We start from the raw sequence: 26,651 nt of genomic DNA on the forward strand, positions 1-26,651 counted from the left end.
GCGTTTCCTTAGAGTCCAAAAAGCAAACGACCCTCGAATGAGAAGAACAACGGTCCAGCGCATGCATCAATTGACAAACCGACTGTGCGACGCCCACAGGCGCGTCAGGTACTGCGCGGGCGTAAGCTGCAGGATCTCCGATAATACCGCATCCGTCTCCACGCCCCAGGCCGCGGCACACTTTTGCACGAAGACGAAGTTGCTGACCGGATCGTGGATGGAAAGCGCGGGGAAGATGTTGAAATCTTGACGACCATAGCCGCCGGCGTAGCCAATATTAAGGTAAAAGTTCATGTTGAAAACCTTAACCTGTCTCGGCTGAAAACGTAGGATATCCATCAGGGTACGCTGAATCGCACTAGGCGCACCGAACAAAAAGGGACTGTCGAAGCTCCAGGCACGCAAGTGCTCACGAATTGGCAATCGCACGTTTTTCAACCACTCGAAACGCGCTAGATCGAACTCCTCAACAACCATACATTGCAGACTGTTATCAGACTCAAGATAACGTTGATGCAAATTCAAAGTAGTGCTGCCGTAGTAACTGATATCGGTGCGCGACCCAAATTGAACGGGGTTCAACTGAAGCTCGGCACGATGGTTGAAACGAATGACCAGATCAAAACTGTCGATATCCTGGCCATTGTCGAGCCCGACATCAGCTGGCCCAACAATAGCAATACTCTTACCTGAGATCAGTGAAGCGAAAGCATGATTTTCATTAAGTCGAAGGTAAGCACTATCCATAGTGGGCTGACGGTAAAGCTCAGAAACAGCCAGGACTTTGCTCAGTGCACTGTTCGCACTCGCATCAACCTGCTCCAAGAGATCACGTACAAAAATTTCAACCTGTGTAGCATCACGCTCATTGTCGTGGGCAACCCTGAACAGCTGTTCGACCAAACTGGGAATACGCGAATCACCGAAAGCAGCTATGCGCGTGATGAACGCCTGACGGTAGTCGACGTACAGGTCGGTGAATCCATGCATGAGCAGCAGTCGAGCGTAGAAATGCAGGTAACCGGTGGGAATCTCATCAATCACAAACGGATGAATTCGCAAAAAACCTGCTAGCTTGCCGACAGCTGCGACCACAGGCTCTGTCCGCAATGCAGCGAGTTGCCGGTCATGATTCTTGAATACCTCAACCAGTTGCTGATGAACAAGCAGAAAATCATACTTGATCGAAGCATCCCAGCCAGACAGCCTTATGACCCATTCGAAGCCTGCCAGTTGACGGGAAAAAATACAGGCATTCTTAAAGAGGCTAGCCTCAGCAATCGCACAGCGCTGCAGTTGCTCGGTAGGCAACGCCGAGACTTGCATCATGAGCAGTGCTTGCCAACGATAGTAACTAAGGGCGAATGGCCACTCAGCTGGATTACAAGAACGCAGTTGCTCAAGGTGCTCGTACGCCGATGCCCAGCGCTCGGCCTGGTAAAGTTTTAGCGCTTGCCGATAACGATTACGCGCCTGCAAATCAGCGTTCTCTGCATAACGTCGCAACCCCTCTTCTATTACTGCTTCATGCTGATCCCACTCATCAAGCATTTCACAGCACTTGGCCAAGGCGTTGAGCTGCGCGCTCTGAAGCACAGCGCCCGATCGGTATGATGTTTGCCAGTAAGTGAAAGCCTCTCTCCAATGGTGGGCGTGCATTAGCTCGTAGGCCTGTTTATCCGTCACTACATACGCCCCCATTCAGTCCATACCTCGGCGCAGGGACTTGAGCAGCTCGAACATGTCCGCCAGGTCCTGTTCCTTTTCCAATACACGTTTGAGCGAGGTGCGCAGCTCGGTGGAGGACACGCCTTGGGTGCGCTCGAGATAGGCAACATCGCACAGCGTCTTCAGCTCATCGAAGCGTCCTGCCCAGTCGCCGCCCATGGCGAAGAGCCCCACAGCGTATTGTTCGATATCGGCGGCCTTTTGTCCCCAGGTGTGCTCAGGAATGACCAGGTCTACACACCTCAGCGCAGCAACGATATCGCGCCGCTCCTCATAGGCAATCATCGCCTTCTTGCCCTTGAGCGCGTTGAACTCATCCGTGGAAACCCCAACGATGAGCCGATCACTCATGCCGCGTATGCGTTCGAGTAGGCGCAAGTGGCCAATGTGGAACATGTCGAAGGTGCCGTACGTAATAGCCGTCAAAGGCATACCATTCTCCCAGTCAGGATTGAGCCTTCAACTCGCTTGGCAGCCATGCTCGCCACCCTCGATATCGGTCCAGTCAGTAGGCTCACCCAACAAGGCGGCGCGGGCTGCCCGTTTACCGATAAGCGCATCAAGATGCTGAGGCGGCAAGCCATGCCCCGGTCGCAGAGAACGCAGATGCTCGGCGGTGATAATGTCGCCCTTAGCGATGGCCTTGACCCAGAACAGCGACCTGCGCCGAAGCCGGTCTTTTTCACTGACGCGGTAATCCACCACACCCAGCGCTTGCTCGGTCGCCCTCACCTGCTCGACCATTTGCGCAAACTCCAGAGGCTCCATGGAGAACGCCGAGTCCGGGCCTCCCTGAGCACGATCAAGAATGAAATGCTTCTCCACCATGGTCGCCCCAAGCGCAACGGCTAACGTGGGTACCAGGCTACCCATGGTGTGATCGGATATACCAACCGGCAGGCCAAAACGCGCTCGCATATCCGCAATCATGCTCAGGTTGGCCTGAGCAATTCGCGCGGGATACTCCGACGTACATTTGAGCAAGGTGATGTCATCGTTACCGACAGCGCGACAGGCGGCGATGGCAGCCCGAATATCGGACTCATCCGCGACCCCTGTAGACATGATCATCGGCTTTCCCATGCTCGCAGCCTTTTGAATCAGGGGAATATCGGTGATTTCAAACGAGGCAATCTTGTAACAGGGCACTTGTAAGCCCGAGAGAAAGTCCACCGCGTGCAAATCGAAGGGACTGGAGAAGAACAGCAGTCCGACTTCATCGGCAATGTCCTTGAGCCGGGGCTGCCACTCGTAGGGCATGGCCGCTTCGCGGTAGAGATCCCAGGGCCTGATGCCTTTCCAGGCCCCCTCGCGTTTGGGGCCGAAATATTCATTATCGACATCCAGGCACAGCGACTCGGGCTTGTAGGTCTGCACCTTGACGGCATCGGCACCGGCGTCCGCAATGGCCCTAACGGTTTTGGCTGCCACCTCGAATGAGCTGCCATGGTTGGCAGATATTTCGGCGATTATAAATGTGCTGCCATTGCGGCTTTTCATGGGGATCAGGACTTGAAGTAATTCAGGATCGCCGCCGTACTGTCCAGTAACGGTACATCCTTATCCGGCACCTCTCGCCCGGTTTCGGCTTGCAGCTCGATCAATAGGTTGAACACATCCAGGCTATCGAGCCCGTGATCACGAAACTTATCGTTCAGCCCGATCGCATCAATATCGACACTGATACCGGCTGCCCGCATGGCCGCTTTTACCTGTTCTTCAGTCAACATAATTTTTACCTTTTCAACAGCGCGGAGGCCCAGGAAAGACCCACACCGAATCCACTGATGGCCACATTCTTCCACTCGTTGCCGAACGCGTGTTTCTCCAGCAGCAAGGGTATGGATGACGAAACGGTATTACCTGTTTTCTCGATGTCCAGAATGAAACGAGAGGAGACAGTGGGGAAGCGCCTTGCAATCGCCTCGACAATGGCTGCACTGCCCTGATGCACACAAAAGGCATCGACCTGATCGGCCGTCAAACCGGCACGCTCCAGCACCTTGTTCAAATGAGGCGCCACTTGCAAGGCGGCAAAATTGAAGACCTGGCGGCCGTTCATCTGCAAGGTCTGGCCTTCTACTCGCAGGTGCTCAGCGCCTGAGCCATCAGTACCAAAGGCCACATCGCCCAATGCCCAATAAGGGTCAGTGCCCAACCAGGTCGCTGTAGCCGCATCACCGAACAATAGCGAGGTCACTCGGTCCTCAGGGTCAACGATCTTCGAATAAGGGTCGGCTGTTATCAGCACGCCGTTGGCAAGGCCGCTAGCCTGCATAAAGCCTTTCAGCACATAGAGTCCATAAACGTAGCCTGAGCAGCCCAGCGAAATATCAAACGCTGCGACGGTCTTAGGTAGGCCCAGCTTTTCCTGCACAATGGCTGACGTATGCGGCAGGCCGCTGCCATCACCGTTCTGAGTCACTACAACGAGCGCATCCACACTCGCCAAATCGAAAGCGGGCTGTTTCAGCATCAACGCGTTCACCGCGGCTGCGGCCAGATCAGATGTATCTTCAGCCTCGCCTTTACGGGGCAATTGCAGCGCCCCAATCTTGCTACGCATAAATGCCTCGTCCTCACCGAACTTGGCACCCTGCTGCAGGTTATCGATGGAAGCACTAGGTAAATAGCTGGCTATAGCCTTGATACCGATCATTAGGGTTTCCCGACGATGAAGCGAATATTGCCAACCCGCTGGTCGCCATAATAAATATCGTTGACGCTGAAGCGGTTAGCCAGCAACGAGCGCATCACGATACGTAAAGGACGTCCCGCCCTCTGCAAGGGCATTTCAAGCTGGAGCTGCCCGAACAACCAGTTCCCAGCCACCTCGGGTGAAATCGCATAGTTGAGCTGTTTGGTCAGGGCGACCACCTCACTGAGCTCATAATCACTTACAGTGCTTAACCTAATCGTGCGTTTCTCTATATCCATGCTGGAGGTAGCGACGATCTGCTCTTCATCAAATGCATATCGCTCAATGACTGGTTCTTTGCTTTCCATTAACCAAAAAAAATGCTGATTATCGGCAATTAATATTGCCCCCTCGCCGACCAGAGAGTCTGAGTTAGGAGGTTGCCTAACGACATAACAAACATTTTTTGCAAGACGCCGAAAAGACAGTCTATTCACGTATGCGTTGCTACCAAACTCGACAAGGCACCACTGCGCGAGGGCCTGATAGATATCACTCCCGCGTAGATAGGACCTAGAGCCTTTAAAAGCCAGCACTAAAGGCACACTCATTCAGATAGCTCCACTATAAAATCAAACAGCACGTCTAGCCGGGTTACCGATCCAGGTCGAATGTGGCTCGATATCCTTGAAGGCGACAGCCCCTGCCGCCAGTACGGCGTACTCACCCATTTCCGTTCGATCCCTCAATACCGCATTCGGCGCCACATAGCCTCCCTTACCCACAGTCGCATACCCACAAAGGGTCGCATTGGGCCCTACATAAGCATAGTCACCCAAGGTCGCATCATGGCCAATGTTCGCGCCAGCGCGAATACTGCCCAGCCGGCCAATGCGCGCACCAGGCTGGCACGTCACGAATGAACAGATCATCACACCCCGCCCTATCACCACATCATCAGCAATGCAGGTTGTGGGGTGAATAAGCGTGGCAAGGCGCTCCTCGGGGATTTCCAGACTTTCAAACAGCGCGGCGCGCGCTTGTACATTACCGACACCGAGCAAGCTGCAATGAAACAGCACATCTTCGGCTAATGAGGCCCACTCACGGGTAGTCCCCAGAATGGGATAACCGCCAATGTGCTCGTCTTGCCCTTGGTGGTCATTGAGAAAACCGAGCATCTCGACTGCCTGGCCGGCACGCTGCATATCCTTGATAACTTGCGCGGCTACCAGGCCATTACCGGTTCCGCCCAGAATCACAATCGGCACGGGCTTCTGCTGTGCAGTTTCGTTCATAGACACTTTTCAACAGCCTCTCGAATGCGTTGCGCGCCTTGATTATCGGCCAGACCACGACCGCTCTCGCGCATAGCCTGGCGCGTCGCTACAGGCTGTATTTTTTCCCAGTGAGTCCGAAACGCTTCCTGGTTCAACGAACGGCCCAGCCCCATATGGATGCTAACGCCACGAGCATGCCAGGCGTGACAGAGTTCGACCTGGTTGTCCGCCATGGCCACAGAAAGAAAGGGCACCCCCTGACTAACCAGCTCGAACGTCGTTGTGCCCCCTGCACAGATGGCGAGGTCAGCGCTACGCATCAACGCGGCAATATTCTTCGGCTCAACCAACACCTCGACCTGTGCTAGTGCGGTAGCGCGCGCCATCAGCCTTGGCATGCCCGGATTTGACCTTGTGGTGACCACACAGACAGTGATGGTCACGTCACTCAACCAGTCGATAAGTTTCTCGGCGAGACCCGCGTCATCGCCCCCACCCAGCATGATCAACACCCGGCGTAGCGGCCCTACGGCCAAGGGCTCAGGGTTGATGAACTCCGCTCGTAAAATGGCGAAACGAGGCCCCAGCAACAGCGTACAGGCAGGTTCCGTGAGTGGGGCATAGTCCGCCTCACGGGCACAGGGGGTGATATTGACGACCCAGCGTGCCTGAATAGCAAACGCATGCCGGTAATCGAATTGCAGCCAGGGCACGCCCAAAGACTGCAGCATCTGCTGATAAGCGGGTGTGGCACGGTAGTGATCGATCACCAATAGGTTCGCGCCGATGTAGGCAACCCACTCGACCAGTTCCTGTCGCTCCTGCTCTGGGGAGAGCTCCAAAACTCGCAACTCGATTGATAGCGGCTGAAAAAGCGTCAGGTCGACGTGGCCATTGCACAGGATAAATGCCCGCCCGCCTCCGTCGACAAAGGTTTTGGCCAGCACCATGCAACGCTGCAAATGCCCCAGGCCTTTCTGCGCAGACGCATCGCAACACAACAGAACGGCGGGCAAACTCATTGCAACTCGCCCATTTCCAGGAGCACACGCATCATCAGCTCGGCGCGTGCCCAGTCTTCCTCAGTGTCGATATCCTGAACCAGGTGGCCCGGCAAAACGATCGGTAAGCTCCCCTCGCCGAGGTAAGGTGCGTCGTCTGCGTCATGCCCCCATAGCTTGCTCAAATAGAGCTGACCCGCATCATGGTAGACAGGCTCAAGGTCCTGCGAGCGAGTACTCAGGTGCTCTGCAAACAGCATTTCTGGAGAGCCATCGCGGCTCAGGCGAAATCCACGTTGCACCGGGTAATTGAAGGCGCAGACCAGAAATGCACGCTGCTTATCGCAGGCTTCAAGCATTTCGATCGCCTTACGAATGCGCTGCGCGCTGATAAAGGGTGAGGTGGCCAAGAGCGCACCGATCAGCTGATGGGAGTTGCTGTCGTTCGCTTGCAGCCACAGGCGCGCATGGCGAAGCACGTCTCGCATTCCCGTATAGTCCCCGCTCAGTTCGGCAGGGCGTACAAAAGGCACTTCAGCCCCCCACGCCTTGGCCACGGCGGCGATTTCCGGGCTGTCCGTAGAGACGATAACTCGGTCAAAGCATTGGCTACCAAGCGCGGCCTCAATGGACCAGGCGATGATTGGCTTACCGCAAAAGGGGCGGATGTTCTTGCCCGGGATTCGCTTGCTACCGCCCCGGGCGGGGATCACCAGGACACTCATTGGCCGAGCGCCTCACGCAGGGCATTGACGACTCGATCCTGCTGCGCCTCTTCGAGCGTTTGATACAGGGGCAGGCTGATCGCCTCGTGGTAATAACGCAGCGCCTCAGGGAAATCAGTCGCGGCAAAACCCATCCGCTGATAATAGGGCTGTATATGAATAGGGATGTAGTGCAGGTTTACCCCTATACCGGCAGCACGTAACGCCTCGAATACCTCGAGGTGAGTACGTTCAACCTCGTTGAGTTTCAGGCGCACCACATACAAGTGCCGACCAGAATAACTATCAGGGTGCTGCCAAGGCAGCGTCAGCGGAAGATCCGACAACAGCTCATCGTAACGTGCAGCAAGCGTATGCCGGCGCGCAACATAGTCGTCGAGTCGCGTCATCTGGCTTACGCCCAACGCGGCTTGCAATTCTGTCATGCGATAGTTGAAACCCAGCTCGACCTGCTCGTAATACCACGGGCCGTGAGCGAGGCCCTGCATGTGCTCAGGATCACGGGTAATGCCATGACTGCGCAGCAGGTTCATGCGCTGAAAGAGCTCAGGGTTATTGGTTACTGCCAGGCCGCCTTCGGCGGTGGTGATGATTTTCACAGGGTGAAAACTAAACACGGTGATATCGCTGTAACGCCCATCACCGATGAATGAGCCCTGATACTTGCCCCCCACGGCATGGGACGCATCTTCAATCACCCTGAAGCCGTATCGCTGGGCAAGCGCGTGGATGGCCTGCATGTCACATGGCTGACCAGCCAAGTGCACAGGTACCAAGACTTTGGGTAAGTGGCCACTCAGTTCGGCAGCCTGCAGTTTGCGCGCCAGCGCCAATGGACACAGGTTATAGGTACGCGGATCAATATCGACGAAATCCACACGAGCGCCACAGTAGAGGGCGCAGTTGGCTGACGCCACGAAGGAAATTGGCGTCGTCCAGAGACTGTCTCCAGGCCCTAATCCGAGCGCCAGGCACGCGATGTGAAGGGCGGATGTGGCGCTATTGACGGCTACTGCATGGGTCGCCCCCACATGCTCGGCCACGCTTAGCTCAAACCGAGGCACCATTGGCCCCTGAGTCAGAAAGTCAGATTGCAGAACCTCGACGACAGCATCGATATCCGCCGTTGTAATGTCCTGCCGCCCGTACGGGATAATAGCCATTATTCATAACACATCAGAATGGCGTCTTTTTCTCGCAACAACGGCATACCGTTGATCTTCGGGTAGGCATACCCCGCGGCGCTCCACAGATAGCCACCTCGATCATCGAGCACGCTCCCTGAGACGGGACAGATGAAGCGAGTGGAGGCAATTGTCGAGCTGCTCTGGCACTCAGCTTTCTGTATGACATAACAAAACGTCGGGTTTAACGGGTTGGCAATATTTTGCATGGCAACCTTATCAAGCAGAACACCACCCGCCGCTGCGACATGCTCTGCCAGCCCACGAATATAACCGAGCTCGCGCATTCGCTGCTGCCCCTGCGCAGAGTTATCTTCGAACGATGGCTCGAACAGAATCAGTTTTCGCCGGCTAACGCGCAGCATCTCGCGCAACAACTGCACCTCTCGCCCAAAGTTCGGCTCAAGCGCATGATTGCTGGTAATGATATCCACGGCATTATCGGGTAACGGGATGCGCTCCATGGCAGCGACAAAGACTTCCAGACCTGCGAAGAGATCGCTTCGCATGGCCCGCGCAGCAAAGCGTCGGCCGATATTCAAACGGCTGGGTGACAGATCGAATGCCATGAGCTTGATACTGGCGGGTAGTTTCTGGCTGGCACATGACAGCGTTGTCATTTCACCTGTACCGCAGTCAAGGACTACATCAAGCGGACGAAGGTGGTTGCACAGATGCAGCGCAAGCTCTTGCGCACGCAGTGAAAGCTGGGCGTAATTGTTAAGCGCACCCTGACTATAACTGCCTGCCTGTAATTCGTAAGCGATTTCAATGGTGTCAATATCATTGACGCCCTGAGGACTTTCATAGGCATCCCTGAGTAGCTTTGTAATGTTTTCACCACGCTCATAGGCTTCTTTGAGAAGCCGCAAATCAAACTTAGCTTTCCCTGAAAACATCTTGCCCGACATACGTTCGCTCACAGCGAGGTCTCACCACGAGCTGCCTCGTACTTACTCAGCCAGCCTTTTAGTGCCTCTGTGCTCATCCATTCGCTATTGGTTTCACTCGAATAAACGAACCCTTCAGGCACCTTTCGACCATCCTTGATCCGTTTTTTACAGGTATTCCAACTATTGATTGCCGGAAGAATTTTATAGAAGCCGTCGTACTCGTAAGTATTATAAGAGTCCTCAGTGCCAATCATCTGCTCATGCAGCTTTTCACCCGGACGAATGCCGATGATTTCATGACGAGCACCTGGCGCCAGGGTATCCGCAATATCCGTCACTCTCATTGAGGCAATTTTCTTTACATAGATCTCGCCGCCTTCCATATCATTGAAGGCCTGCCATACCAACTCGACCCCTTCTTCCAGCGAGATCATGAAGCGTGTCATGCGCTCATCGGTAATGGGCAATACACCACTGCCTTTCAGCGACAGGAAAAGCGGAATAATGGAGCCTCTTGAGCCCATGACATTGCCATAGCGCACGACGGAAAAGCGGCAACCATGCTCACCCGAATAAGAGTTGCCCGCTACGAACAACTTATCCGACGCCAACTTCGTGGCCCCATACAGGTTAATCGGGCTACTGGCTTTATCAGTAGAGAGTGCAACCACACCTTTGACACCTTTATCAATGCAGGCATCAATAAGGTTCATCGCGCCGATGATATTGGTTTTGACGCACTCGAAGGGATTGTACTCCGCCGTCGGAACTATTTTGGTAGCGGCCGCATGCACCACATAATCAACGCCATCCAAGGCCCTGTAAAGGCGTTCCTTGTCGCGAACATCACCAATGAAGAAGCGTACCCGCGGATCTCGATCGAAGCCCTTTGCCATCTCCCACTGTTTCATCTCATCACGGGACAAGATGATAATTTTCTTGGGGTTGTAGCGCGCTAGCGTCATAGGGACGAACGTGCGTCCAAAGGAACCTGTGCCGCCGGTTATGAGGATGGTCTTGTCATTGAACATTCGAGTCTCTTTATGTCTTCTGTATAAAGAAGCAGACCGAGCATTAGCAGGGCGATCTGGGGCAATACTGAGTTTAGAGTAACCTGATCGCCCACCCGCACAGCAGATAAAAAATCACATCTTGCTGAACAAATTCAAACTGGCAATCTTCACATAACTCTGCTGTGACGCTTCCAGGATGATCGACTGGAAAGACAGTCGTGACAAGGCTTCAGGATAGTCCAGCTCACGCAGGTCGGCCTGGATGCCTTTGTTCACCAGAGCAACGTCCTCGTTGTCAGTGAGGGTGGTATCGATCACATTGCGCCGCGCACCGATTTCACCGCGTACGCTGTCAACGTTGACCATGCCGTTATCCAGGTTGGTGAGCCCCACCGCAACGCTATCGCGGATCTGCGCTTCGGTGCTGGCGGGATCTTCCAGGGTGCGGCGCAGGGTGGCGATGGTATCGAGAATGCCTTGCTTCTGCCGCGTCGGGTCGACCGTGACCTGCAGGCTCTCGCCCCCCACAGCGGTGCCGTCAAACAGAATGCTAACGCCACGAAAGACCAGTTGATCACTGGTGTCCGGGTCATCGTCGAGGGAACCACTGGCCAGCACCGGCGCCGGTGCGGGCGCACCGATTTCGAAGACCTCATAGCTATTGGCATCGGGGTTGCCGAAGATGATTTCGACACCGGCTTCCGGAAACGGCGGTGTACTGCCAAAAGCCACTTCATCCTGTACGAGGGGTGCCGAGGCGCTAAGCGTAGAGCCGGGTGCGCCAGTAAGATCCAGCGCGCCGTCGAGGCGGCCGGCATTGACGATGTCTTCGAAAATAGCCTTGCCGCTGTCGCTGATGGCCACCTGCAGGGAGCTGGCGATTTGCAGCTTGCGCTGGCCTTCGTCGCCCTGGTAGCTGTAGAAGCCGTCTGCATCTCGCACGAAGGCCTGTGTCTTGCCCTGAAACCCCGAGAACAGGTATTCGCCTCGCGCGTTGCGCGTGTTGACCAGCGCGAACAGCTCCTCTTCACGCTCACCCAGCTCCGCGGCGATGGATTCTCGGTCCTCCTTACTCAGCGCCCCGTTACCTGCCTGCACCGCCAGCTCGCGCACTTGCTGCAGGATAGTGTTGACCGAGTTGAGCGTGACCTCCTCCTGGGTCAGGCTGCTGTCGGCCGCAACCAGATTCTCGTTGTACTGCCCCAATACGCTCTGCTGCTGCTCGAGTTGCAGCAGACGCACGGACGCTACCGGATCGTCGGCAGGCGTGAGAACACGATTGCCGGTGCTGATCTGCTCCTGCGTGCGCGTCACGTCGGCATAGTTGCGCTGCAGGCCGCTGACGCCATTGTTGAATGCCTGGATCGTGGAGATGCGCATGAAACCTTACCTCATGGATATGCGGGCAACGCCCGCCGTCCGTTAGCTGACCATCAGTGAACTGCCGCCTTTGCCGTTACCTGAAGGCACCAATCAGGGTATCGAACAACGAGCGCGCAACTTGAATGACCTGCGCCGACGCGTTGTAGTACTGCTCGAACTTGATCAGATTAGCGGCTTCCTCATCAAGGTTGACGGCCGACAGCGAGTCGCGGTTATCGGTCGCCTGCTTGAGAATCGAGGTAGTCGCCAGGCTGTCCTGTCGCGCCTGAGCGGTCAGGGTGCCGACACGTTCGACCGTATCGCCATAGCTGTCGACAAAGCTGCTCCCCGTGCTTATACCGGTAATCGTTGGGTCAACGCCAACTGTTGCCTTACTCTGCAAGTCCGCCAGGGCCAAGGCATTGCGGTTATCCGAGACACCATTCTGGTTGAACGACAGGTTAAAGGTATCGCCGTTTTCCGGACGTCCACTCAGGGACATACGCACCCGGCTGCCGTCGCTCAGCTCCAGCTCATAGGTATTCTGCTGCCCAGACTGGAAGGTGGCCGGTGTCGCCGGCGTACCATCATTGGGGTTGATGCGTGTCAGCGTGGCGCCGGCAGGTACGGTAAAGTCAGCGGCGACGGCATCGTACGTCAGGGTAACCGGTAACGCTGCCTGCAACGTGGTGGGGTTAATGTTGCTGCCGGTGCTTTGCAAGGCAGGCTGGCCAATAGTCGCGGTCCCGCGGTTCTGCACGTTGGCGTCAGATCTCACTGGCGCAGCGAAGGCCAACTGGTCGGGCTGATCGAGCACCGCGGTAATCGCGGTCGCCCCACGCCGGGTGGGCTGCAGCAAGTAGCGATCATCGGCTGCTGGCGCAGAATCCAGAGCGATCTGAAAACCTTGGTCACGGCCGCTGGAATCGGTGAAGCTCAGCGCTGCCGGATAGGTCGCTGGAGGGTTGGGGTTGACGGTCAGGGTTGCGCCATCACTCAGGCGCCGGGCCGAATATTGGGTGCCATCGAACTCCAAGCGGTAGTCGCTGGTCGTCAGAATGCTCGTATCGGTGATATTCAAGGCCGGTTGTACGTTGCTGGTGTTGGTGCTGAACGCACGTACCCGCAGTTGCGCCGTCGCCGGATCGTTGTAATCGCCGAACAGTGCTGCGCCCACCTGGCCTTTCAAGTCCAGCCCCTGCCCCAGCTGGCTATTGACCTGATCCGAGACACCCAGGGCCAGGCGGCCGATGGAGTTGAGTGTTGGGTCGAGGGTTTCGCTGCGGTAGCGGATCAGGCCGCCCAGTTCACCGCCGGTCAGCAACGAGGTTACGCCCTGCCGCGAGCCGCCACTGACGAACTCAATCTCGAAACGCGTGGGGTCATCGCTGCCGGCGACAGCCTCAAGGCGACTTGCCGCACTACCGACAACCAGTGGCTGGCCAGAGCCGACAAACACGTTGATCGCGTTATCGTCCTGCGCCACGACCGTCACACCCACATAGGTAGACAGCTGTCGAACGGCCTCGTCACGCGCATCGAGCAGGTCATTGGGCTGCTTGCCGTTGGCCGCTGCAATGGAAATGGCATCGTTGTAGCTGGCGATCGAGGTGGCCAGGCGATTGACCTGCTCGGTCACGGCCGTCATCTGCTTGTTGATGAACTCGTTCTGCTCGCTGACGCGGTCGTACACCACGTTGAAGCGCTTGGCCAAACCTTCGGCCTCGGAGAGCACCAACTGCCGCGCCGGAATGTTGGCAGGATCTTCGGCAGCGGTCTGCAGGGCCGAGAAAAACGACTGCAGCGACGGTGTAATACCGGTGGTCGTCCCTGCCAGCAAGGAGTCGAGCTGTTCGATCTGCGCTTTGTAGGCTTCTACATCGGCACTCAGTGCTGTACTGCTGCGCACCTGGGTGCTGAGAAACTCACTGTAAGTGCGGCGGATATCAACCAGGGTGGTGCCGGAGCCAATATAGCCCACACCGCTGAACTGCGGCACGCGCGTGGCCTGCACGGCATCCTGGCGCGAGTAACCCGGCGTGTTGACGTTGGTGATGTTGTGGCCGGTGACCGCCAGCGAAGTCTTGTTCGCGGCCAGCCCGGACAGGCCAATATTGAGAAGGTCAGCCATGATTCATGTCATCCCTGGGTAGCGGCCACGCCGTTGGCGGCGATAGTCTGGTAGGTCGACATCTGCCGGGCGATCTGCGCGACCTTGCGGGCGTACTGCGGATCGGTGGCGTAACCGGCCTTCTGCAGTTCACGAGCGAACTGTTCGGGGTTTTCGGTGCTGGCCAGCGCTTTCTCATAGCGCCCGTTACCCTGCAGGAAGCTGACGTAGTCATCGAAACTGTGGGCGTAGGACTCATAGGCGCGGAAGGAGGCGGCCTCTTTTACCGGTTTGCCGTCCTTGTACTCAGTGGTGAGCACCCGAGCGGAGTCACCGTCCCAGCTGTTATGGGTCTTGATGCCGAACAGGTTGTGGCTGCTGGAGCCGTCCTGCTGACGAATGATCGACTTGCCCCAGCCAGTTTCCAGCGCCGCTTGTGCCACCAGATAGCGCGGGTCAACGCCGATCTTCTCGGCTGCCTGCTCAGCCATCGGCAACATCGCCGCGATGAAGTCATCCTTGGAGGTGAACGCGGATTTGCCCGGAGCCAGAGGTGGCTGCGCCACGCGACGACCGGTTATGGCGTCGCTGTCGGCCAGGCTTAGCGCCTTGTCACTCGGTGCGGCATACGTTTTGGCAGGCACCCAGTCAGCTTGGGCGAGGCCTGATGGCGATGTTGTGGCCTCCGCAGAGGGCACGATACCGGCCAGCAGACGGTCAGTGAGCTTGCCCGGCAGAGCCAAGCGCCGCTGATTGATCACACCGCTGTCATCACGCGAGGCATCGACCTTGGCCAGAGGCTTGCTCGGTGCCCGCGGTGCTGCTTCATCAACCTGGGCAAAAGGATTCGCACGCGGAGCGGCTTCAGTCATCTTGGACATCTGCCGGGCCAGCACCTCAGCCAGACCGATGCCGTTACCATTGTTCGACAGGGTCACCGACAGCTGCTGGTCATACATGTCCTGGTAGGTCTTGCTCTCGTTGCTGTTCATGAAGTTGCCTTCACCGAACACTTCGTTGGCCGAGCGCATGGCCTTGAGCATTTCGTTGAGAAACAGCGACTCGAACTCCTTGGCGACCTTGCCAATGTTGCCTTCGCTGTCACCGCCAACCTTGAGTTGGTTAAGGCGATTGAGGTCACTGTAGGCGCCGCTGTCCAGGGTGCTGGTACCGGCAAGGCCTGCGGAGAGTCGAGAGTCCATGATGGCGGCTCCTTAAATCACAATCAGGTCGGCCTGCAGAGCGCCGGCTTGCTTGAGCGCCTCCAGGATGGCCATGAGGTCCGAGGGGGCTGCGCCCACCTGGTTAACCGCGCGTACGATCTCGTCCAGCGTGGTGCCTGGGCCAAACTTGAACATGGGTTTAGCCTCCTCATCGGCATTGACCCGCGAACGCGGCACCACTGCGGTATCGCCGCCAGCGAGCGCATTCGGCTGGCTGACGATAGGATCTTCAGTGATGGTCACGGTCAGGCTGCCATGGGTCACTGCAGCCGGCTGCACGCGAACGTTCTGGCCGATGACGATGGTGCCGGTACGCGAGTTGATGATGACCTTGGCGACTGCCTGGCCGATTTCTACTTCGAGGTTTTCCAGGATCGACAGGTAGTCGACCCGCTGGTTGGGGTCCAACGGTGCGCTGACCCGAATCGAGCCGCCATCGACGGCCTGGGCGACGCCCGGGCCGAGCAGGCCATTGATCTGGTCGACGATATTCTTGGCCGTGGTGAAATCCGGGCGATTGAGGTTCAGGGTCAGGGTATTGCCCTGATCGAAACCGCTCGGCACTGGCCGTTCGACCATGGCGCCACCGGGAATACGACCTGCCGACGGCACGTTGACGGTGATACGCGAACCATCAGCGCCACTGGCATCGAACCCGCCCACCACCAGGTTGCCCTGGGCGACAGCATAGACATTGCCATCGATGCCCTTGAGCGGCGACATCAGCAAGCTGCCACCGCGCAGGCTCTTGGCGTTACCGATCGATGAGATGGTCACATCAATGGTCTGTCCAGGCTTGGCAAACGCGGGCAAGTCGGCATGGATGGAGACGGCCGCGACGTTCTTCAACTGCACGTTGCCGCCCGCCGGGACCTTGATGCCGAACTGCGCCATCATATTGTTGAAGGTCTGTACGGTGAACGGCGTTTGGGTGGTCTGGTCACCGGTGCCGTTGAGCCCCACCACCAGGCCATAACCGATCAACTGGTTGCTGCGCACGCCTTGAATCGAGGCGAGGTCTTTCAGACGCTCGGCCTGAGCAGCAGCGCTCAGCAGCAAGGTCAGGGCAGCGATAAGCCAAGTGCGAAAAGTCATGGGGTCAGCCTCAGAATGGCCACAGCGGGCTGATGAAGAAACGGTCGAGCCATCCCGGCTGACTGGCGTCGGCGAAGGCGCCGGTACCGGAGTAGGTAATACGGGCATCGGCGATACGTGTCGAGGCTACAGTGTTATCGGTGGCGACATCATCAGCTCGCACCAGGCCGGCAATGCGTACCAGCTCATCGCCGGTATTGAGGGTCATCCACTTCTCACCGCGCACGGCAAGAATGCCGTTAGGCAGTACTTCGGCCACAGTCACGGTGATCGAGCCGGTGAGGCTGTTGCTCTGGTCCGCCTGGCTGTTGCCCTGGGTATCACGCGAGGCGTCGTACTCGGCGCCCAAAGACAATTTGTTGTCGGAGAACGGGTTGGCCGCCGAAACCGCGCCACCGAACAGCGATGTCAGGCCAATATTGGCGGTACTGTCTTTCTGGATTTGCGAGCCGGCATTCTTGCTGGCCTGGGTACGCTCGTTGAGGGTGATGGTAATCATGTCGCCCACCCGGTAGGCCTTGCGGTCACCAAACAGGTTGTTCTCGAACCCGGCCTGATAAATCGAGCCGTTGTTCTGCGCCGCCGGCAACGGCGTACGCGGCAGTACAGGCGCGTAATAAGGGTCATTGGGTTTGGCCGCCGGGGCCACGCAACCGCTCAGGGCGATCAGGCCGGACAACAACAACAACGGATAGACGAGCCGGTTCATAACCACACCCTCACAGCGTTACAGGTTCTGCGTCACGAAAGCCAACATCTGGTCGGCCGTCGAAATCACTTTCGAATTCATTTCGTAAGCGCGCTGGGTCGTGATCATGTTGACCATTTCCTCGACCACGCTGACGTTGGAGTTTTCCAGGGTGTTCTGCAGCGTCGGGCCCAAACCATTGAGACCCGGGGTGCCGACCTGCGGCGCACCGCTGGAGGCGGTTTCCAGGAACAGGTTATTACCGATCGCTTCCAGGCCACCCGGGTTGATGAAGTCAGCGGTCTGCAGGTTGCCGATAATCTGCGGCTGCGGATTGCCAGCCGTGGTGACGGAGACCGTACCGTCTTCACCCACGGTGAAGGTACGCACCTCGTTCGGCAGCACGATGGCCGGCTCCAGAGCGAAACCCTGAGAGGTCACCACCTGACCGTCGGAGTTGAGGTGGAAGCTGCCGTCACGGGTATAGGACACCGTGCCGTCCGGCATCAGCACCTGGAAGAAGCCGCGACCATTGATGGCCATGTCCATGGGCTGCTCGGTGGTCTGCAGGCTGCCGGCGGTGAAAATCTTCTGCGTGCCGACCACCCGCACACCGGTACCCAGCTGCAGACCGGAAGGCAGTTGGCTGTCCTGAGTGGTTTGGCCACCCGGCTGACGACGGATCTGGTACAGCAGGTCCTCGAACTCGGCGCGATCGCGCTTGAAGCCGGTGGTGGACACGTTGGCCAGGTTGTTGGAAATGGTCGTCAGGTTCATGTCCTGGGCGGACAGACCGGTCTTGCTGACCCATAGTGCCGGAAGCATAGTTAGTCTCCTGTGGCGTCGTTTTCACGGCGCGACGTGGTGGTAATCAGCTCATCTGCAAGACACGCGCCATGGCAGAGGAGTTGTCCTCGGCGGTGCGCATCATCTTCACTTGCAGCTCGAACTGACGGGACAGCGAGAGGATGGCGGTCATCTCCTCAACGGCGTTGACGTTACTGGCTTCGAGAAAGCCCGAGGTGACCTGGACAGTCGCATCGGCCAGCAATGGCTCCGCCCCCTTGAAGCGAATCAGGCCATCGGTGCCCTTCTCCATCTGCTTGAGATCGGGATTGACCAGCTTGATCCGGTCCACTTCGGCCAACACGTTTGGGGCTTCACCGAGGGCACGAATACTGATGGTGCCGTCCTGGCCGATTTCGATTTTCTGCTCCGGCGGCACGGCAATCGGCCCGGCATTGCCAATGACCGGCAAGCCATTGCCGGTACGCAGCACACCCAGGGCATCGACATTAAGGCTCGCCGTGCGCACATAGGCTTCACCGCCATCCGGCGCCTGTACCGCAACCCACCCCTCACCCCCAATCGCGACATCAAGATCACGACCGGTTTCCTGCATGGCGCCCGGGGTGAAATCCGTACCAGGACGCTCGCTCATCGCGTAGACCCGTGCCGGGAAACCATCACCGAAAATCGGCATCGAACGCGCCTGCTCAAAATCACGACGAAAGCCTGAGGTGGAAATGTTCGCCAGGTTGTTGGCGTGGGCACGCTGGGCCAGGGTGTTGTTGTGGGCACCAGTCATGGAGACGTACAGCATCTTGTCCATGGTTCTCTCCGCGATGCCTAGGCATCTGCTTGCTCTATTGCAGGTAATAAAGCAAGCCCTGTGCCAGCGCTCAAAAAAACACTCAAGATATTGATTTAATTGAAATTAATAAAACAAAAAGGCTCCCGGAGGAGCCTTTTTGAAAGGGTGCTGGCGAGTTATTGCCGCTGCCGGCAATAGCCCGGCAAGGGTTACGCCAATGTTCCGGCGTTAACGCAGGTTGATGATGGTCTGGGTCACCGCACTCTCGGTTTCAATGGTCTTGGCGTTGGCCTGGTAGTTGCGCTGGGCCACAATCAGGTTGACCAACTGGTCCGACAACTCGACGTTGGAGTCTTCCAGCGCACCAGCTTGCAACGAGCCCAGCGTGCCACTGCCAGGCGGGTTGCGCACCGGCTCACCGGACTCGAACGACTGTACCCACTGGGTCTTGCCGACCGGAGTCAGCCCCTGGACGTTGGCAAAATTCGCCAGAATCACCTGCCCTTGCACCTTGGATTGGCCGTTGGTGTAACGCGCAAAGATCACACCGGTCTCATCGATCTCCAAGCCCGCCAGCTCACCTGTGGTGTAGCCATCCTGGCTGACACGATCGACTGCAAAGGCACTCGCGACCTGTGTCGAGCCGCGAATATCAAAGGTGAAACCACCTGGAGCACTTTCGGCGCCGTTAAGCGACCAACCGGTTGCAGAGCCCGTATCCGGCGCGGCCGGGTTCCAGTTTGCGATAGTGAACTGACCAGCCGGGGTGATGGGAGCACCCACGGTGGGCGGAACGGTGGTTATGTCAGTGATCTGCGCCAGCGAGCTGATTTTACCCGCAGCATCGAAGTCCAGTTGATAACGGTCCGGCTCGGTGCCTGCCGGCGCTGCGGATGCCGGATCGGAAGGACTGCGGCCATCAATCAGGATATTCATCTGCCATTCGTTCGGACCACTCTTGACGAAATACTGCGTCAGAACGTGAGCATTACCCTGAGTGTCATAGATATTGGTGGATGTCGACGCGTTGTACGTGGTCGGATCTGTCGGATCGAACGGCGTATTAGTTGGCACTTGGTTGGTCGAATTCAGCTTGAACCCCTGGCTGACAGTCGTCGTTGCTTTGGGCTCCTGACTGGCAGTCTGCACCTGCAAATTACCCACCACGCCCTGCTGCAACACGCCATTGGCATCGGTCGTGTAACCCTGCAGGTTGTAGCCGAAGTTGTCGACGATAAAGCCGTCGCGATCCGTACCGAAATAACCGGCGCGGGTGTAGCTCAGGGCGCCGTTGTTGTTCACCTGGAAAAAACCATTGCCATTGATCGCCAGGTCCAGTGCGTTCTGCGTGTAATTGATGTTGCCCTGGTTGAACAGCTGCGACACATCCCCCAGCAATACACCGCTACCCTGGGGGTTGCTGCCGGTACCCAGCACCGAAGAGGCGTACACGTCTGCGAACTCGGCGCGCGACTGCTTGAAGCCCGCAGTGCCGGCGTTGGCGATGTTGTTACCTGTCACGTTTAGATCATTGGTCGCTGCACGCAGGCCGCTAAGACCGATATTGAACGCCATGGATGTCTCCTTTGCCGGCACACCGGCGGCTAAGCCTGTAAGTTATTGACCAATGACCTGCACTTGAGACAACGGCACACTGCCGAGCCCAGCCAGGTTGAGCATCAGCTCGCTACCACCGAGAACCACACTGTCGACGTTGGCAGGCAACAGGGTGTAAAGCCCTTTGGGCTTGGCCTCACCTTCGTAAGTCGCCTGCGCTTCAAACTTGTAGGTACCGGGCGGCATCAGGTTGCCGCTGCTGTCTTTGCCGTCCCAGATGAAGCTAACGTTACCGGCCTTCTGCTCACCCAGGTTGACCCGCGAAACCACTGCCCCAGCACTGTCGTAAACATTGACGTAGACGTTGCTGCTACTGGTAGGCAGAACCAGGCTCGCCTTGAAGCTCTCACTGGTATCGACCACTGCCTTGTCAGTCGGCACGATGACCTTGCGACCCACCAATGACGAGGCCTGCAGCGCCTGGGACGACTGATAGCCGGTCAACAGGGACGACATACTGGTATTGAGCTTTTCAATGCCTTCAACTTGGCTGAACTGCGCCAGCTGAGCGATGAATTCGCCGTTACCCTGGGGCTCCAGCGGGTTCTGGTTGTTCAACTGCGCAACCAACAGGTTGAGGAACTCATTCTTGCCAAGCTCCTTGTTCTGCGTCGTGCTGCCTTGCTGCATCTGGTACTGATCCAGAACCGAGCTGGTGCCGCTTACTGTACTCATCGTCATCGTCCTCGCTGGGTTACTGGCCCAGGGTCAGCACACGCTGCAGCATCTGCTTGGCGGTGTTCATCATTTCCACGTTGGTCTGGAAGGCACGACTGGCGGAAATCATGTCGGCCATCTCCTCGACCACGTTGACGTTGGGGTAATACACGTAACCCTGCTCATCGGCCGCCGGATGATTGGGCTCATAACGCGGCATCAACGTGCTGTCGTCCTCAACGATGCCGCGCACCTCTACGCCACGCCCGGCTTCGTCCTGCTCGGCGAATAGCGACCCGCCACCACCCTGGGCCTGTTGGAACACCGTGGCGAACACCGGGTGGCGCGCCCGATAGGTCTGGTCGAGGCTCGACGAGACGGTTTCGGCGTTGGCGATGTTGCTGGAGATAGTGTTCAGGCGAGTGCTCTGGGCGCTCATCCCGCTACCGGCAATATGAAAGACACTGGCTAACGACATGATCGAGCTCCTTATTCGCCGCGCAGGGCACTGACAAGCCCTTTGAACTTGCTGTTGAGCAGAGTGAAACTGGCCTGGAACTGCACTGCGTTCTCTGCATAGTTCGATTGCTCGATCTGCAGGTCGACGGTGTTCTGGTCAATCGAGGCATGCAATGGGTTGCGGTACTCGAGGCTGGCATCACCCGTGGACATACCCTCGGCAGCAATGTGCCGGGTGTCGGTGAGTTTTAAATTCACCGGCCCACGCTGAGACTTGGCGCTCTGCTCAGCCAGAACATTGGCAAAGCTGAGATCACGCGACTTGAAATTCGGGGTATCGGCGTTAGCGATATTGTTGGCCAGCACCTCGGCGCGCTGTGCGCGAAAGCCGAGGGCCTGTTCGTGAATGCCGAGTGCGTTTGCGAAACTGATGCTCATGAGCAGGAACCTTTGCCAAGTGGCTTGCCTGTTTGCCGTGCAAGACATTTAGCAAAGTGCATGCCACTAAATTTATCTCAATAATTTCAATTAGTTAGAGATAAATAAAAGCCCTAGACGGCAAAAGCGGCAAGGCCTTACCGCAAGATGGCAAAGCAAAGCGGCAAGCTTGACCTGACCTTGCCGCCTGCCGCGACGACATCGGTGACTTAGACAAAGGCCATGCCCCCATTGGCTGCTGCCCCTGTAGGAGCGAATCTATTCGCGATAATCACGACGCAATCGCGAATAAAAGCTAGGCGCCCCCCTTCACGGCTGCACACGCCTTATCAGCGTAGTAACAACCAATTGCTAGATAAAAAGCGATGAATAGGCGCGGGACAAGGCAGCGAGACACTGCCAGAAAGAAGGACCAACGGCTCATGCAGAGCCGTTGTCAGGCCGCTTACTTGGCCTTGTAGATAATGCCCGGACTGCACTGCACCATCTGATAATGGTTGGGCAGCCCATTGAGCGCCTCGGACGCCCCGAGAAACAAGTAGCCGCCTGGCTTGAGCATGGCGTGCATGCGCGTGAGGATGTCCTTCTTCACATCGGCGGAGAAGTAGATCAACACGTTGCGGCAAAAGATGATGTCGAATTTGCCCAGGCTCGCATAGCTGTCGAGCAGATTCAGCGGACGAAACTCAACCCGATTCTTGATCGGCGTCTTGACCACCCAACGGCCCGGCCCCTTGGGGTCAAAGTAACGCTGCAGGCGCTCCTGCGAGAGCCCACGACCCATCGCCAGACTGTCATATTCGCCCGACTTGCAGTTGGCCAGCATCGAAGGTGACAGGTCTGTCGCGACGATCTGGATACCCGCCTTGAGCTGCCCCAGGTTGCTTTTCTCGAACTCGTCGATGCTCATCGACAGCGAATAGGGTTCCTGACCCGACGAGCAGGCAGCCGACCAGATGCGCAAGCGCTGAGCAGGGTAGGCCTTGATCAATTCCGGCAATACGCGAGTCTTGAGCACTTCGAAGGGGTAGGTATCACGAAACCACAAGGTTTCGTTGGTGGTCATGGCATCCACGACCTGCTCACGCAAGCCACTGCGCGGCTGGTTCTGCATGCGCTGCACCAACTCACCCAGACTCTTGATGCCGTTCTGTTCCATAAGCTTGTTCAAACGGCTGGAAACCAGATACTGCTTGTTGGCCCCCAGCAGGATGCCACAGGCCTTTTCCAGGAATGTGCGAAATTGCTCGAAATCCAAATTGCCTGAAGACACTACTGAGGCCTCACCCGCCATAATCATTACCTAGGGACCTGCCATCAGCCCCTGTCAGTTTCCTTGATCCGCTCGACGACACGCGAGGCTAGGTCATCGGGCCTAAATTTGGCGAGGAAGTCATTGGCACCGACCTTCTTCACCATCGCCTGGTTAAACACCCCCGAGAGCGAAGTATGCAGCAGGATGTGCAGTTTCTGCATGCGAACATCGCCACGAATTTCTGCCGTGAGGGTATAGCCATCCATTTCCGGCATCTCGATATCGGAAATGATCATCAGCAGCTCCTGCTCCACGGCTTTGCCTTCATCAGCCATCTGGCGCAGATAATCGAGCGCCTGGCGTCCGTCGTTAAGCGCAGTCACCTCCACGCCAACCGTCTCCAGGCAGCGAGAAACCTGCTTGCGCGCAACCGAGGAGTCATCAACGATCAGCACACGCTTGCTGACCGCCTTGCCCTGGGTTTCAACGTCGATCACGCCTTCAGAAATGACTTCCGACATGGGCGCCACCTCGGCGAGGATCTTCTCCACGTCGATGATTTCTACCAACTGCTGATCGAGCCGCGTCACTGCCGTTAGGTAATGATCGCGCCCGGTCCCCTTGGGTGGCGGGTGAATCTCTTCCCAGTTCATGTTGACGATACGTTCGACCGAGTGCACCAAAAAACCCTGCACCTTGGTGTTGTACTCAGTAATGATCACGAAGCTGTTCTTCAGGTCACTGAGGGGCATTCTGCCGGTGGCCATGGACAAGTCGAGGATGGGAATAGTCCCCCCACGAATGTTCGCCACCCCGCGCACCACTGGACTGGAGCGCGGCATGATGGTGAGTTTGGGGCATTGCAGCACCTCCTTCACCTTGAATACGTTGATCCCGTAGAGCTGCTTGCCCTCGAGACGGAACAACAGCAATTCGAGACGATTCTGCCCCACCAGCTGCGTGCGCTGGTTCACCGAATCCATTACACCTGCCATGCCCAAACTCCTCTGTTTGAGTAGCGCATCTTTTGTTCAAGCGTAGCAGGCGGCACGGGCCTTGCTATTTACTCGACATGAACGCAAAAACGACAATATCCCACCGCCTACTAGCAAAACGCCGCCTGTTAACGGCTGTTCTACCCGCTTTGCTCGCATTCGGCTATAGCACCAACGCATCGGCCGTTGCCACGCTGCCCGAACAGCTTATCGGCGCCAGCCAGGAGTTTCTTGAGCAGGCCGTTGCAGAGTATCTGCAACGCGGCGACATTCAGGGCCGAGAAGAGATCCAGATTAGCCAACTCGACCCGCGCCTACGCATGCCGTTATGTGATCAAGAGTTGATCGTAGCACTGGAAAGCCCAGCCCAACCGATTGGCCGCGTGACCTTGCGTGTGCGCTGCGCCGGTAGCGCACCCTGGACAGTATTCGTACCCGCTCAAGTCAGGCTGTTTCGCGAAGTGGTAACCGCCAGCCGACCACTCAAACGCGCAGCCGTACTCGGCGAAGCCGATCTGACCATGGCTGAACGCGATGTCGGGCAACTCAATCAGGGCTACCTATCCGCCCTCCCCCAGGCCATCGGCAAAAAATTGACGCGCCCCCTGATGCCTGATCAGGTACTGGCTCCACAGCACGTCGAACAAGCCGAGCTAATCCGCCGCGGCGACCAAGTCGTGATCACTGCGCGAACGGCTGGTATAAACGTACGCATGCCCGGTGAGGCCTTGTCGGATGGGGCTTTAGGCCGGCAGATCAGCGTACGCAACCAACGCTCACAACGCGTGGTCAGAGCTAGAGTAACCGGCCCAGGTCAAGTAGAAGTGGCCATGTAAGAGGCGCGCCTGGTTTATCATTGCCCCGGCAAAGAACGACCGTTCATCAGCACTGACTTAGCGATATAAATTTGTTCTAAAGTTTTTTTGACGATGGCCGAAAAGCTAGGCAAGCGTCCACATACCGTCAGAGGTTTTCACCATGGTTATCGACTTCAACCGGCTCAACAACGCCGCCACGCCCGCTAACACGGGACGTACCGGCAATGCTCAGTCGAGCGGCAAGGCTGAGACCATCGCCCCGCAGACCAAGCAGCCCACCGAGGTTGCAGCAGAACAATCAGCCAATACCGGCAAGAGCGGTGAATCCGTTCAGCTGAGCCGGGAGGCACAGCAATTGCAGAAGGTTGGTGAGAAGCTGCGCGATGTACCAACCGTTGACAAGGAGCGCGTCGCCCAGCTCAAGCAAGCGATTGCCGACGGCTCCTACCAAGTGGATGCCAACCGCGTCGCCAGCAAACTGCTCAACTTCGAATCCCAGCGTTAGTCCACGGGCTACGCTGGGGGTGTTGGACGCCTGACGGCCTACGGCTGTCGCCCCCAGAAGAGCCCAGACCATGCACGATGCAACGCTGCTTGACCTTTTCTCCCAAGATATCGGCCACGCCACCCGGCTACTTGAGCTGATCGACCTCGAATACCAAGCGCTCGGCGAGCGCGACCTCGAACGCTTGCAGTCTTTTCTCGCCGACAAACAACCGCTACTTGCTCAACTTTCCCAGCATGGCAGCCAGCGCAGTCAGTTACTCGGCAGCCTGCAACTGAGTGTCGACCAGGCCGGGCTTGAGCAACTGGCGCAGCGCTCCCCCTTGGGCGCCGAACTTCTGGCGCGAGGGGACGAATTGAACAAACTGCTTGAGCGCTGCCAGGCTGCAAATCTGCGCAATGGTCGCCTGATCCGCTCCAGCCAGGTCGCGACCGGCAGCATGCTGAGCATCCTGCGCGGTGGCGAAACGCCAAGCCTCTATGACAGCCGCGGCAGTGCAGCTAGAATCGGCGGCCAGCGCCCCCTCAGCCAGGCCTGATACCGACAACACTACGCGCACGGACATACCGGCTGCAGGCCAGTATGCTAGCGCACTGCCCATGCTCGGAGAGTGACGGACCGTGTCCAACCCCTTCATCCCGGACGAAGGTCCACAACCACCCAGGGTGCTTAAGGCGCCACTGGAGATTTTTGCCAACCTGCGCCTGCTGCAACAAGGCCATGACCCGCTGGTGATCGCCTTTCATGAGCGCAGCCAGCGTTTCCAGAGCTACCTGATCGATATCGATCGCACCACCAATCGGGTGATTCTCGACGAGATGATTCCCAGCGACGGTGAACGCTTCCTGCAAAATGGCGAACCGTTCCGCGTCGAGGCATTTCATGACGGTATTCGCATCGCCTGGGACTGCCTGAACCCGGTGACGATTACCGATCATGACGGCGCCCGCAGCTATATCAGTGCAATCCCGCAGGAAGTGCATTATCACCAGCGGCGTAACGCCTTCCGCGCGCCACTCAAGCAAAGCGAACTGATCAAGGCCGAATTGGCAGGCGACAAGCTGCGCACTGCCCTGCAGGGCCAGATGCTCGATATTTCGGCTACCGGTTGCAAATTACGCTTCCAGGGCGATATCACGCAGGGGCTGCAATCTGGTCAAGTGTATGAGCGCCTGTCTCTCCACCTGCCGTTCGGGCAGATCACCACACCAGTCGAAGCCCGGCATATTCAGTATGTCGAGAAGCTCGACATCACGTTTATCGGCGCGCGCTTTCATCGTATGACCGGCCTGGTGCAGCGTCAGGTTGAACGCTTCGTCTATCAGGTCCAGCGTGAAGCCAGACGCATGGAAGGAGACGGCTTCTTCTGAGGT

Annotated in this window: 29 protein-coding genes; 4 read left to right on the forward strand and 25 right to left on the reverse strand. The window is 57.3% G+C overall.

All coding sequences use genetic code 11. The features are described from left to right. Positions 1–66: 66 nt before the first annotated feature. The 25 genes from BMW49_RS03400 to BMW49_RS03520 form a co-directional block, all read right to left on the reverse strand. Positions 67–1,686, reverse strand: a complete 1,620-nt coding sequence (locus BMW49_RS03400; protein ID WP_139133779.1) for a hypothetical protein — start codon at positions 1,684–1,686, stop codon at positions 67–69. A gap of 15 nt (positions 1,687–1,701) precedes the next feature. Beyond that, positions 1,702–2,160, reverse strand: coding sequence for an adenylyltransferase/cytidyltransferase family protein (locus BMW49_RS03405; RefSeq protein ID WP_069515896.1), 459 nt, complete (start codon positions 2,158–2,160; stop codon positions 1,702–1,704). 27 nt (positions 2,161–2,187) lie between these two features. Further along, the gene (gene pseI, locus BMW49_RS03410; protein WP_069515897.1) at positions 2,188–3,228 is read right to left on the reverse strand and encodes a pseudaminic acid synthase; all 1,041 of its coding nucleotides are present in this window, start codon (positions 3,226–3,228) and stop codon (positions 2,188–2,190) included. A 5-nt stretch (positions 3,229–3,233) separates the two neighbouring features. Then, on the reverse strand, positions 3,234–3,458 hold the full coding sequence (locus BMW49_RS03415) for an acyl carrier protein (RefSeq protein WP_069515898.1): 225 nt from the start codon (positions 3,456–3,458) through the stop codon (positions 3,234–3,236). A 5-nt stretch (positions 3,459–3,463) separates the two neighbouring features. Further along, positions 3,464–4,387, reverse strand: a complete 924-nt coding sequence (locus BMW49_RS03420; protein WP_069515899.1) for a ketoacyl-ACP synthase III — start codon at positions 4,385–4,387, stop codon at positions 3,464–3,466. Further along, entirely contained in the window at positions 4,387–4,977 is a 591-nt protein-coding gene (locus BMW49_RS03425; protein ID WP_069515900.1) for a hypothetical protein, read from the reverse strand. The genes BMW49_RS03420 and BMW49_RS03425 overlap by 1 nt, the downstream gene beginning before the upstream one ends. A gap of 21 nt (positions 4,978–4,998) precedes the next feature. After that, positions 4,999–5,664 carry a PglD-related sugar-binding protein gene (locus tag BMW49_RS03430; RefSeq protein WP_069515901.1) on the reverse strand — a complete coding sequence of 222 codons (666 nt, stop codon included), beginning with the start codon at positions 5,662–5,664 and terminating at the stop codon, positions 4,999–5,001. Next, positions 5,661–6,668 carry a UDP-2,4-diacetamido-2,4,6-trideoxy-beta-L-altropyranose hydrolase gene (gene pseG, locus BMW49_RS03435; protein WP_069515902.1) on the reverse strand — a complete coding sequence of 336 codons (1,008 nt, stop codon included), beginning with the start codon at positions 6,666–6,668 and terminating at the stop codon, positions 5,661–5,663. Before pseG ends, BMW49_RS03430 begins: the two co-directional genes overlap by 4 nt. Beyond that, on the reverse strand, positions 6,665–7,372 hold the full coding sequence (gene pseF / locus BMW49_RS03440; protein ID WP_069515903.1) for a pseudaminic acid cytidylyltransferase: 708 nt from the start codon (positions 7,370–7,372) through the stop codon (positions 6,665–6,667). Before pseF ends, pseG begins: the two co-directional genes overlap by 4 nt. Next, positions 7,369–8,529, reverse strand: a complete 1,161-nt coding sequence (gene pseC / locus BMW49_RS03445) for a UDP-4-amino-4,6-dideoxy-N-acetyl-beta-L-altrosamine transaminase (protein ID WP_069516214.1) — start codon at positions 8,527–8,529, stop codon at positions 7,369–7,371. The genes pseF and pseC overlap by 4 nt, the downstream gene beginning before the upstream one ends. Before the next feature lie 5 nt (positions 8,530–8,534). Further along, entirely contained in the window at positions 8,535–9,479 is a 945-nt protein-coding gene (locus tag BMW49_RS03450; protein ID WP_139133780.1) for a class I SAM-dependent methyltransferase, read from the reverse strand. After that, positions 9,476–10,480: a UDP-N-acetylglucosamine 4,6-dehydratase (inverting) gene (pseB, locus tag BMW49_RS03455; RefSeq protein ID WP_069515905.1), complete on the reverse strand. Its 1,005-nt coding sequence runs from the start codon at positions 10,478–10,480 to the stop codon at positions 9,476–9,478. Before pseB ends, BMW49_RS03450 begins: the two co-directional genes overlap by 4 nt. A gap of 114 nt (positions 10,481–10,594) precedes the next feature. Next, positions 10,595–11,842 carry a flagellar hook-associated protein FlgL gene (gene flgL / locus BMW49_RS03460; RefSeq protein ID WP_069515906.1) on the reverse strand — a complete coding sequence of 416 codons (1,248 nt, stop codon included), beginning with the start codon at positions 11,840–11,842 and terminating at the stop codon, positions 10,595–10,597. A gap of 76 nt (positions 11,843–11,918) precedes the next feature. Then, positions 11,919–13,955, reverse strand: a complete 2,037-nt coding sequence (gene flgK / locus BMW49_RS03465) for a flagellar hook-associated protein FlgK (protein ID WP_069515907.1) — start codon at positions 13,953–13,955, stop codon at positions 11,919–11,921. 8 nt (positions 13,956–13,963) lie between these two features. Then, complete coding sequence (gene flgJ, locus BMW49_RS03470; RefSeq protein ID WP_069515908.1) at positions 13,964–15,136, reverse strand: flagellar assembly peptidoglycan hydrolase FlgJ; 1,173 nt, start codon at positions 15,134–15,136, stop codon at positions 13,964–13,966. Between the two features lie 12 nt (positions 15,137–15,148). After that, positions 15,149–16,252 carry a flagellar basal body P-ring protein FlgI gene (locus BMW49_RS03475; protein ID WP_069515909.1) on the reverse strand — a complete coding sequence of 368 codons (1,104 nt, stop codon included), beginning with the start codon at positions 16,250–16,252 and terminating at the stop codon, positions 15,149–15,151. Positions 16,253–16,262: 10 nt separating this feature from the next. Next, complete coding sequence (flgH, locus tag BMW49_RS03480) at positions 16,263–16,961, reverse strand: flagellar basal body L-ring protein FlgH (RefSeq protein WP_069515910.1); 699 nt, start codon at positions 16,959–16,961, stop codon at positions 16,263–16,265. An 18-nt stretch (positions 16,962–16,979) separates the two neighbouring features. Further along, on the reverse strand, positions 16,980–17,765 hold the full coding sequence (gene flgG / locus BMW49_RS03485; protein ID WP_069515911.1) for a flagellar basal-body rod protein FlgG: 786 nt from the start codon (positions 17,763–17,765) through the stop codon (positions 16,980–16,982). Positions 17,766–17,811: 46 nt separating this feature from the next. Beyond that, complete coding sequence (locus BMW49_RS03490; protein WP_069515912.1) at positions 17,812–18,552, reverse strand: flagellar basal body rod protein FlgF; 741 nt, start codon at positions 18,550–18,552, stop codon at positions 17,812–17,814. A gap of 210 nt (positions 18,553–18,762) precedes the next feature. Beyond that, on the reverse strand, positions 18,763–20,109 hold the full coding sequence (flgE, locus tag BMW49_RS03495) for a flagellar hook protein FlgE (protein ID WP_069515913.1): 1,347 nt from the start codon (positions 20,107–20,109) through the stop codon (positions 18,763–18,765). Positions 20,110–20,151: 42 nt separating this feature from the next. Next, positions 20,152–20,826, reverse strand: a complete 675-nt coding sequence (gene flgD / locus BMW49_RS03500) for a flagellar hook assembly protein FlgD (RefSeq protein WP_069515914.1) — start codon at positions 20,824–20,826, stop codon at positions 20,152–20,154. Positions 20,827–20,845: 19 nt separating this feature from the next. Further along, the gene (gene flgC, locus BMW49_RS03505; RefSeq protein WP_069515915.1) at positions 20,846–21,286 is read right to left on the reverse strand and encodes a flagellar basal body rod protein FlgC; all 441 of its coding nucleotides are present in this window, start codon (positions 21,284–21,286) and stop codon (positions 20,846–20,848) included. Positions 21,287–21,297: 11 nt separating this feature from the next. Then, complete coding sequence (gene flgB, locus BMW49_RS03510; protein ID WP_069515916.1) at positions 21,298–21,705, reverse strand: flagellar basal body rod protein FlgB; 408 nt, start codon at positions 21,703–21,705, stop codon at positions 21,298–21,300. 445 nt (positions 21,706–22,150) lie between these two features. Continuing rightward, positions 22,151–22,978: a protein-glutamate O-methyltransferase CheR gene (gene cheR, locus BMW49_RS03515; protein ID WP_069516216.1), complete on the reverse strand. Its 828-nt coding sequence runs from the start codon at positions 22,976–22,978 to the stop codon at positions 22,151–22,153. A gap of 44 nt (positions 22,979–23,022) precedes the next feature. Next, positions 23,023–23,955, reverse strand: coding sequence for a chemotaxis protein CheV (locus tag BMW49_RS03520; protein ID WP_069515917.1), 933 nt, complete (start codon positions 23,953–23,955; stop codon positions 23,023–23,025). A gap of 77 nt (positions 23,956–24,032) precedes the next feature. Here BMW49_RS03520 and flgA point away from each other — a divergent pair, with 77 nt between their 5' ends. The 4 genes from flgA (at position 24,033) to BMW49_RS03540 (ending at position 26,648) form a co-directional block, all read left to right on the forward strand. Continuing rightward, on the forward strand, positions 24,033–24,791 hold the full coding sequence (gene flgA / locus BMW49_RS03525) for a flagellar basal body P-ring formation chaperone FlgA (protein WP_069515918.1): 759 nt from the start codon (positions 24,033–24,035) through the stop codon (positions 24,789–24,791). Positions 24,792–24,933: 142 nt separating this feature from the next. Next, positions 24,934–25,278 carry a flagellar biosynthesis anti-sigma factor FlgM gene (flgM, locus tag BMW49_RS03530; RefSeq protein WP_069515919.1) on the forward strand — a complete coding sequence of 115 codons (345 nt, stop codon included), beginning with the start codon at positions 24,934–24,936 and terminating at the stop codon, positions 25,276–25,278. Between the two features lie 70 nt (positions 25,279–25,348). Further along, a complete protein-coding gene (locus BMW49_RS03535) occupies positions 25,349–25,816 on the forward strand; it encodes a flagella synthesis protein FlgN (RefSeq protein ID WP_069515920.1) in 468 nt (155 codons plus the stop codon). A gap of 82 nt (positions 25,817–25,898) precedes the next feature. Beyond that, entirely contained in the window at positions 25,899–26,648 is a 750-nt protein-coding gene (locus BMW49_RS03540; protein WP_069515921.1) for a flagellar brake protein, read from the forward strand. Positions 26,649–26,651: the final 3 nt, after the last annotated feature.

The sequence above is a fragment of the Pseudomonas cuatrocienegasensis genome, from assembly GCF_900110925.1.
Taxonomy (GTDB): Bacteria; Pseudomonadota; Gammaproteobacteria; order Pseudomonadales; family Pseudomonadaceae; genus Aquipseudomonas; species Aquipseudomonas cuatrocienegasensis.

What these genes read in the sequence shown, in the direction of transcription:
- BMW49_RS03405 (WP_069515896.1), bottom strand. Translation starts at nt 2,160, where the DNA reads ATGCCTTTGACGGCTATTACGTACGGCACCTTCGACATGTTCCACATT.
- pseI (WP_069515897.1), bottom strand. Translation starts at nt 3,228, where the DNA reads ATGAAAAGCCGCAATGGCAGCACATTTATAATCGCCGAAATATCTGCC.
- BMW49_RS03415 (WP_069515898.1), bottom strand. Translation starts at nt 3,458, where the DNA reads ATGTTGACTGAAGAACAGGTAAAAGCGGCCATGCGGGCAGCCGGTATC.
- BMW49_RS03420 (WP_069515899.1), bottom strand. Translation starts at nt 4,387, where the DNA reads ATGATCGGTATCAAGGCTATAGCCAGCTATTTACCTAGTGCTTCCATC.
- BMW49_RS03425 (WP_069515900.1), bottom strand. Translation starts at nt 4,977, where the DNA reads ATGAGTGTGCCTTTAGTGCTGGCTTTTAAAGGCTCTAGGTCCTATCTA.
- BMW49_RS03430 (WP_069515901.1), bottom strand. Translation starts at nt 5,664, where the DNA reads ATGAACGAAACTGCACAGCAGAAGCCCGTGCCGATTGTGATTCTGGGC.
- pseG (WP_069515902.1), bottom strand. Translation starts at nt 6,668, where the DNA reads ATGAGTTTGCCCGCCGTTCTGTTGTGTTGCGATGCGTCTGCGCAGAAA.
- pseF (WP_069515903.1), bottom strand. Translation starts at nt 7,372, where the DNA reads ATGAGTGTCCTGGTGATCCCCGCCCGGGGCGGTAGCAAGCGAATCCCG.
- pseB (WP_069515905.1), bottom strand. Translation starts at nt 10,480, where the DNA reads ATGTTCAATGACAAGACCATCCTCATAACCGGCGGCACAGGTTCCTTT.
- flgL (WP_069515906.1), bottom strand. Translation starts at nt 11,842, where the DNA reads ATGCGCATCTCCACGATCCAGGCATTCAACAATGGCGTCAGCGGCCTG.
- flgK (WP_069515907.1), bottom strand. Translation starts at nt 13,955, where the DNA reads ATGGCTGACCTTCTCAATATTGGCCTGTCCGGGCTGGCCGCGAACAAG.
- flgJ (WP_069515908.1), bottom strand. Translation starts at nt 15,136, where the DNA reads ATGGACTCTCGACTCTCCGCAGGCCTTGCCGGTACCAGCACCCTGGAC.
- BMW49_RS03475 (WP_069515909.1), bottom strand. Translation starts at nt 16,252, where the DNA reads ATGACTTTTCGCACTTGGCTTATCGCTGCCCTGACCTTGCTGCTGAGC.
- flgH (WP_069515910.1), bottom strand. Translation starts at nt 16,961, where the DNA reads ATGAACCGGCTCGTCTATCCGTTGTTGTTGTTGTCCGGCCTGATCGCC.
- flgG (WP_069515911.1), bottom strand. Translation starts at nt 17,765, where the DNA reads ATGCTTCCGGCACTATGGGTCAGCAAGACCGGTCTGTCCGCCCAGGAC.
- BMW49_RS03490 (WP_069515912.1), bottom strand. Translation starts at nt 18,552, where the DNA reads ATGGACAAGATGCTGTACGTCTCCATGACTGGTGCCCACAACAACACC.
- flgE (WP_069515913.1), bottom strand. Translation starts at nt 20,109, where the DNA reads ATGGCGTTCAATATCGGTCTTAGCGGCCTGCGTGCAGCGACCAATGAT.
- flgD (WP_069515914.1), bottom strand. Translation starts at nt 20,826, where the DNA reads ATGAGTACAGTAAGCGGCACCAGCTCGGTTCTGGATCAGTACCAGATG.
- flgC (WP_069515915.1), bottom strand. Translation starts at nt 21,286, where the DNA reads ATGTCGTTAGCCAGTGTCTTTCATATTGCCGGTAGCGGGATGAGCGCC.
- flgB (WP_069515916.1), bottom strand. Translation starts at nt 21,705, where the DNA reads ATGAGCATCAGTTTCGCAAACGCACTCGGCATTCACGAACAGGCCCTC.
- BMW49_RS03520 (WP_069515917.1), bottom strand. Translation starts at nt 23,955, where the DNA reads ATGGCAGGTGTAATGGATTCGGTGAACCAGCGCACGCAGCTGGTGGGG.
- flgA (WP_069515918.1), top strand. Translation starts at nt 24,033, where the DNA reads ATGAACGCAAAAACGACAATATCCCACCGCCTACTAGCAAAACGCCGC.
- flgM (WP_069515919.1), top strand. Translation starts at nt 24,934, where the DNA reads ATGGTTATCGACTTCAACCGGCTCAACAACGCCGCCACGCCCGCTAAC.
- BMW49_RS03535 (WP_069515920.1), top strand. Translation starts at nt 25,349, where the DNA reads ATGCACGATGCAACGCTGCTTGACCTTTTCTCCCAAGATATCGGCCAC.